Source organism: Zavarzinia sp., assembly GCF_041650655.1.
Classification (GTDB): Bacteria; Pseudomonadota; Alphaproteobacteria; order Zavarziniales; family Zavarziniaceae; genus Zavarzinia.
Genome location: NZ_JBAZKR010000127.1, coordinates 1 through 9,878, shown reverse-complemented (window position 1 = coordinate 9,878; position 9,878 = coordinate 1). Strand labels below are relative to the sequence as shown.

Annotated in this window: 15 protein-coding genes; 5 read left to right on the top strand and 10 right to left on the bottom strand. The window is 68.2% G+C overall.

The annotated features are described in order from the left end of the window. Together WC493_RS19885 and groES are read right to left on the bottom strand one after the other, a co-directional pair. Nucleotides 1–296, bottom strand: a 296-nt coding sequence (locus tag WC493_RS19885) for a TCP-1/cpn60 chaperonin family protein (RefSeq protein WP_373067776.1), incomplete at its 3' end; no start/stop codon positions are given. Nucleotides 297–342: 46 nt separating this feature from the next. Further along, on the bottom strand, nt 343–657 hold the full coding sequence (gene groES, locus WC493_RS19880) for a co-chaperone GroES (RefSeq protein ID WP_373067774.1): 315 nt from the start codon (nt 655–657) through the stop codon (nt 343–345). A 329-nt stretch (nt 658–986) separates the two neighbouring features. Here groES and WC493_RS19875 point away from each other — a divergent pair, with 329 nt between their 5' ends. From WC493_RS19875 to WC493_RS19860, 4 genes are all read left to right on the top strand, one after another. Next, nucleotides 987–1,814 (top strand): N-acetylmuramoyl-L-alanine amidase, encoded by an 828-nt coding sequence (locus WC493_RS19875; RefSeq protein WP_373067772.1) that lies wholly within the window; start codon nt 987–989, stop codon nt 1,812–1,814. Further along, nucleotides 1,814–2,182 (top strand): DUF423 domain-containing protein, encoded by a 369-nt coding sequence (locus WC493_RS19870; RefSeq protein WP_373067770.1) that lies wholly within the window; start codon nt 1,814–1,816, stop codon nt 2,180–2,182. Before WC493_RS19875 ends, WC493_RS19870 begins: the two co-directional genes overlap by 1 nt. A 90-nt stretch (nt 2,183–2,272) precedes the next feature. Then, on the top strand, nt 2,273–3,415 hold the full coding sequence (gene rodA, locus WC493_RS19865; protein WP_373067768.1) for a rod shape-determining protein RodA: 1,143 nt from the start codon (nt 2,273–2,275) through the stop codon (nt 3,413–3,415). Then, complete coding sequence (locus tag WC493_RS19860) at nt 3,412–4,026, top strand: exopolysaccharide biosynthesis protein (protein ID WP_373067766.1); 615 nt, start codon at nt 3,412–3,414, stop codon at nt 4,024–4,026. Before rodA ends, WC493_RS19860 begins: the two co-directional genes overlap by 4 nt. Before the next feature lies 1 nt (nt 4,027). Here the strand turns inward: WC493_RS19860 and WC493_RS19855 are convergent, their stop codons facing one another. The 4 genes from WC493_RS19855 to WC493_RS19840 form a co-directional block, all read right to left on the bottom strand. Further along, the gene (locus WC493_RS19855; protein WP_373067764.1) at nt 4,028–4,444 is read right to left on the bottom strand and encodes a hypothetical protein; all 417 of its coding nucleotides are present in this window, start codon (nt 4,442–4,444) and stop codon (nt 4,028–4,030) included. Continuing rightward, a complete protein-coding gene (locus WC493_RS19850; protein ID WP_373067762.1) occupies nt 4,444–5,043 on the bottom strand; it encodes a hypothetical protein in 600 nt (199 codons plus the stop codon). Before WC493_RS19850 ends, WC493_RS19855 begins: the two co-directional genes overlap by 1 nt. Nucleotides 5,044–5,053: 10 nt before the next feature. Then, the gene (locus WC493_RS19845) at nt 5,054–6,097 is read right to left on the bottom strand and encodes a toxic anion resistance protein (RefSeq protein WP_373067760.1); all 1,044 of its coding nucleotides are present in this window, start codon (nt 6,095–6,097) and stop codon (nt 5,054–5,056) included. Nucleotides 6,098–6,165: 68 nt separating this feature from the next. Then, nucleotides 6,166–6,804, bottom strand: a complete 639-nt coding sequence (locus tag WC493_RS19840; RefSeq protein ID WP_373067758.1) for a hypothetical protein — start codon at nt 6,802–6,804, stop codon at nt 6,166–6,168. A gap of 96 nt (nt 6,805–6,900) precedes the next feature. Between WC493_RS19840 and WC493_RS19835 the strand changes: the two genes are divergently transcribed. Beyond that, complete coding sequence (locus WC493_RS19835; protein WP_373067755.1) at nt 6,901–7,326, top strand: PaaI family thioesterase; 426 nt, start codon at nt 6,901–6,903, stop codon at nt 7,324–7,326. Here WC493_RS19835 and WC493_RS19830 read toward each other — a convergent pair whose 3' ends face one another. From WC493_RS19830 to WC493_RS19815, 4 genes are all read right to left on the bottom strand, one after another. Further along, nucleotides 7,327–7,515 carry a hypothetical protein gene (locus WC493_RS19830; RefSeq protein WP_373067753.1) on the bottom strand — a complete coding sequence of 63 codons (189 nt, stop codon included), beginning with the start codon at nt 7,513–7,515 and terminating at the stop codon, nt 7,327–7,329. A 47-nt stretch (nt 7,516–7,562) separates the two neighbouring features. Further along, nucleotides 7,563–8,450, bottom strand: a complete 888-nt coding sequence (locus WC493_RS19825) for a hypothetical protein (protein WP_373067750.1) — start codon at nt 8,448–8,450, stop codon at nt 7,563–7,565. A 10-nt stretch (nt 8,451–8,460) separates the two neighbouring features. After that, the gene (locus WC493_RS19820; protein ID WP_373067748.1) at nt 8,461–9,429 is read right to left on the bottom strand and encodes an NAD(P)H-dependent flavin oxidoreductase; all 969 of its coding nucleotides are present in this window, start codon (nt 9,427–9,429) and stop codon (nt 8,461–8,463) included. 205 nt (nt 9,430–9,634) lie between these two features. Further along, nucleotides 9,635–9,878 (bottom strand): hypothetical protein (locus tag WC493_RS19815; RefSeq protein ID WP_373067746.1); only part of this gene is annotated, 244 nt, incomplete at its 5' end.

Sequence of the window (9,878 nt, the reverse complement as noted above, 5' to 3'; positions counted from 1 at the left end):
ATCGCGGCGGCCAGCACGGTCGCGGTGGTGGTGCCGTCACCGGCGAGGTCGTTGGTCTTCGAGGCCACTTCGCGCACCATCTGGGCGCCCATGTTCTCGAACTTGTCGGAGAGTTCGATCTCCTTCGCGACCGAGACGCCGTCCTTGGTGATGCGCGGGGCGCCGAACGACTTTTCGATGACGACATTGCGGCCCTTCGGGCCCAGGGTGACCTTCACCGCATCGGCGAGGATCTCGACGCCGCGCAGCATCCGCGCACGGGCGTCGGTCGAAAAACGGATTTCCTTGGCAGCCATTGGCTAGCTCCTTGAATTAGCGCTGGAAAGGGAGGGGCGAGACCGCTCAGGCGGCCTTCTTGCCCTTCTTGGTCGTCTCGAGGACGCCGAGAATGTCCGATTCCTTCATGATCAGCAGGTCATCGCCATCGAGCTTGATTTCGGTGCCCGACCACTTGCCGAACAGGATCCGGTCGCCCGGCTTGACGTCGAGAGCGACCAGTTCGCCCTTCTCGTTGCGGACGCCCGAGCCGACGGCGACCACTTCGCCTTCCTGCGGCTTTTCCTTGGCGGTATCGGGGATGATGATCCCGCCCTTGGTCTTCTCTTCTGCTTCGATGCGCTTGACCAGAACCCGGTCGTGCAGCGGCCGAAAGCTCATGGAAACCTCCTCTGAAATAGACAAAGGCCTGTTCATGGGCCTGATTGCCGGGGCCACGTTGCTAGCACTCCCGAATGGCGAGTGCCAACAGCCGAGGCAGAGTTAGGCCCAGGCCTTCGTACTGTCAAGGGAAGCCACGCGAGATTTCGCAATATCGCACTGCGGTATCGGCTTCCCGCTTATATCGGAATCTGAGTTTTTCAGGACAAGCTCTTGAAATCGGGGAAATTCCTGCCATTTTCAGGAGATCGGGTGGGGCTCTGACTCGTGCCTGCCCACGGCTTTGGATCATCTGACCCATTTGGTTCATCTGGCCCGAGAGGGGGGTCATGAGTATCGATCGGCGCAATATCCTGAGGCTCGGTCTCTCCTTGCCCGTGCTGCTGTCCGCCGGGGCGACGTCGGCGCTGGCCGGCCAGTTGGGCGACGGGATGCCGGCGCCGCGCCGCAAGCCGGATGGGACGTCCGTCAACGCCAAGGCCAAGCCCGTGATCATGATCGACCCAGGTCATGGCGGGCACGACCCGGGCGCCATCGGCGTTTCCGGCGCCTACGAAAAGGACATTACCCTCGATCTCGCGACCAGGATCGCCAACCGGATCGAGGGCGGTGGCCGCTACAAGGTGGTGCTGACCCGGAAGAACGACGTCTTCGTGCCGCTGACCGAGCGCGCCACCCTGGCCCAGCTCGCCAAGGCGGACCTCTTCATCTCGATCCATGCCGATTCGGCGCCCAACCCGGACGCCCGCGGCCTGTCCGCCTATACGCTGTCCGAAACCGCGTCGGATGGGCTCGCCGCCGCGATCGCCGACCGCGAAAATGCGACCGACGTGCTGCGCGGCATCGATTCCGGCGTCTCGGACCCTCAGGTCGCCGCCATCCTGTTCGACTTGAGCCGGCGCCATTCGCTGAACACGGCGCTCGCCCGCAAGGCCCATATCGTCCAGGTCGCGGGCGCCAAGCTCCGCCTGCTCGACCATCCCAAGCGCTCGGCCAATTTCGCCGTGCTCAAGGTGCCGGACGTGCCGGCAATGCTGATCGAGACCGGCTTCCTGTCCAACGCCCAGGACGAGAAGCTGCTGACCTCGGACAAGAGCCGAGCGCAGATCGCCACCGTGCTGGCCGACGCCTTCGTCGGCGCCATGGCGGTCGCCTGATGCTTCCCCTCGCCCGCGCGACGCTGTTCCTGGCGGCCCTCGACGGACTGATGGCGGTTGCCGTCGGCGCCGTCGGCGCCCATGCCGTGAAGGCGACGGCGACGCCCGAACAGCTCGAATTCCTGCGTACCGGCAGCATCTACCAGATGGTCCATGCCGCGGGCGCCGTCGCCCTGCTCTGGCTGGTCGAGCGCGACCGCCTCTCGGTCGCCGCCCCCCTCGCCCTGGCGGTCGGCGCCCTGCTCTTCGCCGGCGCGCTCTATTCCCTCGGCCTCGCAGGCGTCAGCCTGGGCGTGGTGGCGCCGACCGGCGGCACCCTGATGATGATCGGCTGGGCCTGGGCGATGGTCTCCGCCCTGCGGCGCTGACGCCGTTACCCACGGCCGAGCTTTGCACTGGCGGCAAATCCGGTCTAGAAGGGGGCTGACCCCGTCGAGCAGCCATCCGGGACTTCACCTTTGAGCGTCTATACCCATGACGGCGACCGCCCTTCGCTGGGCTCGCGCATCCTGTCGATCAACTGGGGTCTCGTCCTCCTGGTGATCGCGATCGCGGCCATCGGCGTCGCCATGCTCTATTCCAGCGCCGGGGGCAAATGGGATCCCTGGGCCGGGCGCCAGCTCGCCCGCTTCGTGATCGGCCTCGGCGTCATGGTCGTGGTCGCGGTGATCGACATCGCCTTCTATGCCCGCTACGCCTATTTCCTCTATGGCGTCACCCTGGTCGGCCTGATCGGGGTCGAGGTGATGGGCTCGATCGGCATGGGCGCGCAGCGCTGGATCGACCTCGGCTTCTTCCAGATCCAGCCGTCCGAGATCATGAAGCTCGCCCTGGTGCTGGCGCTGGCACGCTATTTCCACGGCGTCACGCCGGAGCGGATCGGCCGGCCGACGGTCCTGATTCCGCCCCTGCTCATGGTGCTGATGCCGGTGGCGCTTGTCCTGAAACAGCCGAACCTGGGCACGGCCACGCTGCTGATGGCCGGTTCCGGCGCGATCTTCTTCCTGGCCGGCGTGCGGCTCTGGAAATTCGCCATCGTGATCGGGGCGGCCGTCGGCGCCCTGCCGATCGTCTGGGAATTCATGCACGACTACCAGAAGCGGCGCGTGCTCACCTTCCTCAATCCGGAAGCCGATCCGCTCGGCGCCGGCTACAACATCCTGCAGTCGATGATCGCGCTCGGCTCGGGCGGCGTCTTCGGCAAGGGCTATCTCCTCGGCACGCAGAGCCAGCTCCGCTTCGTGCCTGAAGTCCATACCGACTTCATCTTCCCGCAGCTGGCTGAGGAATTCGGCATGATCGGCGGGCTGCTGCTGATCCTGCTCTACGTCTGCGTCTTCGGCTATGCACTGGCGATCGGGCTCGGCTGCCGGCATCAGTTCGGGCGGCTGGTCGCCCTCGGCATCGGCACCCAGCTCTTCCTCTATGTCTTCATCAATCTCTCGATGGTGATGGGGCTCATTCCCGTGGTCGGCATCCCCCTGCCGCTGGTCTCCTACGGCGGTTCGGCGACCATGACGCTGATGATCGGCGTCGGCCTCATCCTTTCCGTCTCGGTGCATCGCGAAAGGCGCCTGCCGCGCCGTCTGGATCTCAGTTGAGCGGAACCCTGCGCGACCCGACAGCGGCTGAAACCCTGGTCGTCCTCGCCTTCGGCTGGCCGGAGGAGCGGATTTCCATCGGCGCCATCGTCGACAATCTGGCCGAGCGCGGCTTCGGGCTGCTCATCCTGCTGCTCGCCCTGCCCACCTGCCTGCCGATCGCGCCGCCGGGCCTTTCCGCCATTTCGGGCTTCCCGATCGCCTTCATCGCGCTGCAGATGATCTTCGGCCTGCCCCGGCCCTGGCTGCCGAAGCGGGTGCTGCGCCGGACCATCGCCGCGGACGACCTGCGCCGCGTCGTGAGGGGGGCGCTGCCCACGGTTCAGCGCCTCGAAAAGGTGCTGAAGCCCCGCCTCGCCTTCCTCACCGGCTGGACCCAGGAACGTCTGGTCGGCATCCTGATCGCCGTGCTCGGCCTGATGCTGGCGAGCCCGATCCCCTTCACCAATATCCCGATTTCCTTCGCCATCCTGTTCCTGGCCCTGGGCCTGATCGAACAGGACGGCTTGATGGCGCTGATCGGCATCCTGGGCGGTCTCGCCGCCCTGGCCTTCCTCGCCTATATGACGGCGATTTCCTGGGGTGCGCTGGCTGCCTGGGTCGGCGGCTGAGTCACTGGGCCTTGCGGGTCCAGTCTTCGGAACCCGCCTTGGCTCCGCCGAGCGGCGCCCAGCGCCCCTTCAGCCCGCCGTCCGGCATGACGATATAGACCGCGACCGCCGTATCCTTGTTGGCCGGATCCTGCCAGGTCACGGCCAGCGTGTCGCCCAGGCGAAGCCCGGTGCCGACGGCATTCTGGCCCGAGCCGGTCCATTGGATCTGATAGACCTCGCCGACCAGCTTCACCGTGATGGTGCCGCCATAGCTGCCGTCGTCGCCCGGATTGGTGCCGCGCACGACATAGGTGCCGGTCAGGTCGTCCATCACCTGGGCATGGGCCGCCACCGACAGCGACAGCGACAGCGACAGGGCAAAGGCGCCGGCCAAGGCGTAACGGACCAAGGCCGGGCGGGTCAGGACGTTCGCCATCATTCTCTCCCCAGGGGGCGCGGGCCATGCCGCTCCGCCGCCAATTGGCGTTCGAGCACCGTGAGTTCGGTCTCGAGACGCATGAGTTCGTTCGCCGCCGCCGAGTCGGCCTCGGCGGCAAAGGCTGCCGCCACCTCGTCCAACATCGCCGCCACTTTGGCAAGCCCGGGATGGCCGGCCCCGGCGAGCTGCACGATCGCCGCACCGTGCTCGGCCAGGCGAAGCGCCAGGTCGAGATGGAAGGTAAGCAGGCGGCGCAGGGCCATGGCCTGGTCCGGCTGGCGCCAGGCCCGCTCGACGACCGGCGCCGCCGCCACCGCGACCCGCCGCAGGGCGGGGGCCAGCGCCGGCCCCGCCGCCGCCGCCATGGCTTCCAGGCGGCGCAAGCGCTCGATCGCGCCAGCCGCCAGTTCGGGCCCGACCGGCTCCGCCCCCGGCCGCGGCCCCGGCAGCAGCGCCCGGCCGATCAGCAGAAATCCGGCATAGGCGCCGATCCCGGCCAGCAACGAGACCGAAGGCCAGTCGCCGAGGCCGAGGTAGAACAGCAGAAAGACCGCGCCGCCGCCGGCCCCCGCCGCGATGTGCCGCCAGAGGTTCACGCCCGCTCCTTCATGGCCCCAGCTTCGCCTTCAGGGCGCCGTCCAGGCGGGCCAGCTCGCCCTCCGCCGCGCGCCGCCGTTCCCGCCCCTCGGCCTGGAGGGAGAGCACTTCGGTCACCGTGTCGATCAGTGCGCGATTGGCCGCTTCGAGGGCGGCGAGCGAAGCGCCGGCCTCGGCGTTGGTGCTGGCGATTTCGCCCACGCCCTGCTTCAGGTCGCGGGCGTTGCGGCGGATCTGCTCGGCCGCCGCGGCATCGACGCCCTGCTGCAGCGCCAGCGCGTCACGCGCGCGCCCCATGGCCAGCGCCACCACCATCTGGTGCTTCCAGACCGGGATCGTGCTCAGGATCGAGGATTGGATGCGGTCGACCAACAGCTTGTTGCCGCCCTGCACCAGGCGGATCTGGGGCAGCGCCTGTTCTGCGATGGTGCGCGACAGGCGCAGGTCGTGCAGCCGCCGCTCCAGCCTTTCGGCGCCCTGGCGCGCGTCGGCCGCAGTTTGGCGGGCCAGTGCGTCGCCGCTCTGCGCCGCCGCTTCGAGCGCCGGCAGTTGCCCCGCCCTGAACGCCGCCAGCACCCTTTCGCCGGCCGCGACATGGGCTTCGAGCCGGCGCAGGGCTTCGACGTTCCGCTCGTAGAGCATGTCCAGGATCACGCTGTCGCGCAGCAACTGGTCCTTGGCCTCTTCGAGGCGGAGGACGATACGGTCGATCTGGCCCGAGAGTTCGACGGAACGTGCACGCAGCCGTTCCAGCCGGCGCCCGCCCTGCCCGACCAGGCGGGCGAAGAAACCCGGCAGGCGCAAGGCATCGGCGACGTCGAGCCCCCGCAGCCGCGCCAGCAGGTCGTCCAGCACTTGGGTCACCTGCCCGGCATCGTCCCCGCTCAGCGAGCGCAACACGCCGTCGGCCAGCGCCGCGATGCCGGCCTGGGCATCGGCCCCGAAACGAAGCACCGAATCGCTGTCTCGCGGATCGAGCCACCGGCCGAGCGCCGCGATGTCGTGGTCGTCGTCCGCCGCAGGCAGGGCGGGCGGCTGCGGCATGCTCGGCATCGTCTCCCTCCGGCCTTCACCGGGTCACTATACCGGCGCCCCGACGGCGATGCGAGACGAGGTGCCGATCAGGCGGCGAGCAGCGGACGGAGACGGTCGGGCGACACCGGCCTGCCGTCCGCATGGACGAAGCCGCCGTCGATCAACATGCCGAGGAAACGGGCGAAATGGCGCGCCGCGGTCGGCCGGCGATAGCCTTCGAGCCAATTCTGTTCGAGGAAGGCCAGGATGCCGGGTTGGCCCAGTTCCACTTCCCACAGGATGCCGAGCAGGGAACAGGCGGTCTCTTCCCGCTCGCGGGTCTCGAAATCGGCGGCGATCGCGGCGTCGGCTTCGGCCCGGCGGCCGGTTTCCGGCCCTGCCCCCAAGCCGAAGTCGAGCAGGAAACGCCGCTCCGGCGGGGCCACCAGGTAATGGGTGACCTCATGCACGATGACGCTGGCTTCGGAACGCGTGCGGATCGTCCGTCCGTCCCAGGAGAAGGCCACCTGGGGTTCCTCGTCCAGGGTCTCGATGCCGAAGGCATGGGCCAGTTCGATGGCGCGGGCGCGCTGGGCCGGCGTGTCGACGCCGAGCGCGATCAGGCGGGCACTGTCGATGATCCGCGCGAAGGCCGCGCGCGCCCAGGGTGCCTCGGCCGCCAGGGCGGCATCGAAGACGGCGGCGATTTCCGGCAATTCGGCGAGGTCGACAGGGGTCAGGATCATGGCGCCAGGATTTAGGCCGATCCGGCCCTTGCCGCAAGTCTGGCGCCGGCCCTGTCCCCTGCCCTATTTTGACGCAGGCGAACCAGGGGAGGAATCATGGCGCTGCCCGAGACTGTGGTGATGACTGCGGCCCAGGTCCAGGACTTCATCGAGCAAGTCTTCGAACAGGCGACCCACATCAGGATCGAGGAGACCGCACCGGGCAGCGCCCGCTGCCGTCTCGCCTTCGACAACCGGCACCTCCGCCCGGGCGGCACCATCTCCGGACCGGCCATGTTCCAGCTCGCCGACTGCGCGCTCTATGCCATGATCCTGGGCACGCTCGGCCCGGTAGCACTCGCGGTGACGACCAACCTGAACATCAATTTCCTGCGGAAGCCCGGGCCGCGGGACCTGGTGGCCGAATGCCGCGCCCTCAAGTTCGGTGCGCGCCTGGTGATCGGCGAGGTTTCGCTCTATTCCGACGGCGATCCAGAGCTGGTCGCCCATGCGACCGGGACCTATTCGATCCCGCCGCGCTGATCAGCGGAAGGCGCGGAAGGCGAACCAGGCACCCAGCAGCACGGCGGCGATCACCGCCATGCCTTCGGGCGTGGTGGCATTGTCGACCAGATAGTCGAGGGAACCGCGCAGGTCGAGCGAGGTGAAGTCGGCCGCCAGCACACGGCCGGCGCCGAACCGCGTGAACAGGTCCAAGATCGCGGAAGCCATGGCCATACCTCTTGCCCGCTATGTTGTCAGGATAAGGCCGGCGCAGCTCAAGGCAACGGCTTTTCGGTGAGACTGAGACGCGACGGTACACGCGCCCGCGCCAGATCGAAGTGGCCATCGACGAAGGGAATCACGACCCGGTTCCTGGCATCGATCGCCCAGACGTAGGACGGCGCCGCCTTGTCGCCCGGCGCGATCACGACGTGGTCGGAGAGCGCGCCCTTGGCCCCCGCCTGCCAGCCGATCGTCACGTTCCAATCGACCTCTTCGCTGATGTCCGCGCTGCCCCCGGCGACGGCGAGGCGGATCTGCTGCACCGCCTTGTCCTCGCGCATCAGGGTGATCAGGCCGAGGGCGGCGGGGTCGTCGCCGAAGATCAGGTCGGCGGCGGGATCGATCGTCTTGTAGGTGCGGACCTCGAAGCCGATCGCCGGCCGGCCCTTGGCGGCATCGCCGAGTGCGGTCGCCGTGATCACGGGCAGGTCGGACGAGGCGGCGGCGACGAATTTGCCCGTCAGCAGGTCGAAACTCCGGATCGTATTGGCCTGCACGCAGCAGCCCCAGGTCTCCGCCTCGAGCAGCGGCATGCGCTCGACCTTCACGGCATTGGCGGCGACCTCGAGCTGTCCGAGCACCGGCCCGATGCCCGCCGCCGTGACGCCGCGCAGGGTGACCCTGTGGGCGGCCGGCAGATCGGCCTCGTCGCCCATGGCGAGCGGCGTCCGGCTCACCGTCTCGATTTCGATCAGATAGGGCGTCTCGCTGCCGTCGGCCGAGAAAAGGGCGCGGCGCTCGAAGCGCCGGCTGACCAGGTCGAGGCCCGCCGGCTCGCCGGTCGCGATCGCCGCCGAGGCCGGACCGTCGACGCGCACCGTCTCGCCCCAGGCCGGCAGCGCGGCGGCAGCCAGGCAGAGGGCGAGGACGGCGGCGCGCATCGCCCGCCCCTCAGGCCGCCTTGCCGCCGAGCGAGGCCCGGGCAGCGTCGAATTCGGCCTTCAGGCGGGCCACCAGTTCACCCACCGGCGGCGCGTCCTTGATCGTGCCGATGCCCTGGCCCGAGCCCCAGATGTCGCGCCAAGCCTTGGCATCGGTATTGCCGCCCGAACCGAAGTTCATCTTCGAGGGATCGGATTCCGGCAGCTTGTTGGGATCGAGGCCGGCGGCGGCGATCGAAGGCTTCAGGTAATTGCCGTGCACCCCGGTGAAGAGCGAGGTGTAGACGATGTCGGAGGCCGCGGAATCGATCAGCATCTGCTTGTAGGCCGGTGCTGCATTGGCCTCCTTCGAGGCGATGAAGCGGGTGCCCATATAGGCGAGGTCGGCCCCCATGGCGAGCGCCGCCAGGATCGAGGCGCCGTCCGAAATGGCGCCCGAGAGCACGATGGTGCCGTCGTAGAAGCTGCGCACCTCGCGCACCAGGGCGAAGGGGCTCAGGGTGCCGGCATGGCCGCCCGCACCGGCGCAGACCAGGATCAACCCGTCGACGCCGTCTTCCAGCGCCTTTTGGGCGTGGCGCACGTTGATCACGTCGTGCAGCACGATGCCGCCCCAGTCGTGCACCCGCTGCACCACTTCCTTGGGCGCGCGCAGGCTGGTGATGATGACCGGGACCTTGTGCTTTTCGCAGGTCGCGACGTCGTCCATCAGGCGATCGTTCGAAACGTGGCAGATCTGATTCACGGCATAGGGCGCCGTCGGCTTGCCGGTGGCGTCCTCATGGGCCTTCAGCTCGCGCTCGATCCGGCTCAGCCATTCGGTGAGCAGGCCCTGGGGCCGGGCGTTCAGCGCCGGGAAGGAGCCGACGATGCCGGCCTTGCATTCCTCGATGACCAGATCCGGTCCCGAGACGATGAACATGGGCGATGCGATGACAGGCAGCGACAGGCGGCCCCGAAGCACGGCAGGCATGGACATGGACGCAACCCTTTTTTCTGGCCGAAGACGTTTCCCGGCCACAAGGACTAGCGTCCCGGACGGCCTTCGGCAATGCCGTCGAATCGGACGTCGCGGAAGCCTGGGGCCTTGCGCCCCGCGGCTTTCCGGCCGGTCGGCCGGTTCCGCCGAACGCTCTCTCCGCCCCCTTACCGCCGCTGCCCGGAAAGCCCAGCATTCCCCTGCGTCAATCGTGATCAGACCAAGGTATAATGGCGGCGAAACGAGAATCGCCTTCATATGTTGCCACGCCGATAGGTGAAGCGAACTCTCCTCCGCTTGCTTGATCGGAATGGCCGCTGCGCAACACCGCGCGATCCCGGGTGACGCCAGTCACCGCCGATCGTTCGGACGCGGCCTTGACTTTCGGCCCGCCGTTCACCCTGGCCCTCGAACGGCGGGCCTTTTTTTTTGCCGGCAAGCCCCCCCCC

Excerpts from the sequence above, each read along its gene's own strand:
- groES (WP_373067774.1), bottom strand. The coding sequence starts at position 657 with ATGAGCTTTCGGCCGCTGCACGACCGGGTTCTGGTCAAGCGCATCGAA.
- WC493_RS19875 (WP_373067772.1), top strand. The coding sequence starts at position 987 with ATGAGTATCGATCGGCGCAATATCCTGAGGCTCGGTCTCTCCTTGCCC.
- WC493_RS19870 (WP_373067770.1), top strand. The coding sequence starts at position 1,814 with ATGCTTCCCCTCGCCCGCGCGACGCTGTTCCTGGCGGCCCTCGACGGA.
- WC493_RS19855 (WP_373067764.1), bottom strand. The coding sequence starts at position 4,444 with ATGGCGAACGTCCTGACCCGCCCGGCCTTGGTCCGTTACGCCTTGGCC.
- WC493_RS19845 (WP_373067760.1), bottom strand. The coding sequence starts at position 6,097 with ATGCCGAGCATGCCGCAGCCGCCCGCCCTGCCTGCGGCGGACGACGAC.
- WC493_RS19840 (WP_373067758.1), bottom strand. The coding sequence starts at position 6,804 with ATGATCCTGACCCCTGTCGACCTCGCCGAATTGCCGGAAATCGCCGCC.
- WC493_RS19835 (WP_373067755.1), top strand. The coding sequence starts at position 6,901 with ATGGCGCTGCCCGAGACTGTGGTGATGACTGCGGCCCAGGTCCAGGAC.
- WC493_RS19830 (WP_373067753.1), bottom strand. The coding sequence starts at position 7,515 with ATGGCTTCCGCGATCTTGGACCTGTTCACGCGGTTCGGCGCCGGCCGT.
- WC493_RS19825 (WP_373067750.1), bottom strand. The coding sequence starts at position 8,450 with ATGCGCGCCGCCGTCCTCGCCCTCTGCCTGGCTGCCGCCGCGCTGCCG.
- WC493_RS19820 (WP_373067748.1), bottom strand. The coding sequence starts at position 9,429 with ATGTCCATGCCTGCCGTGCTTCGGGGCCGCCTGTCGCTGCCTGTCATC.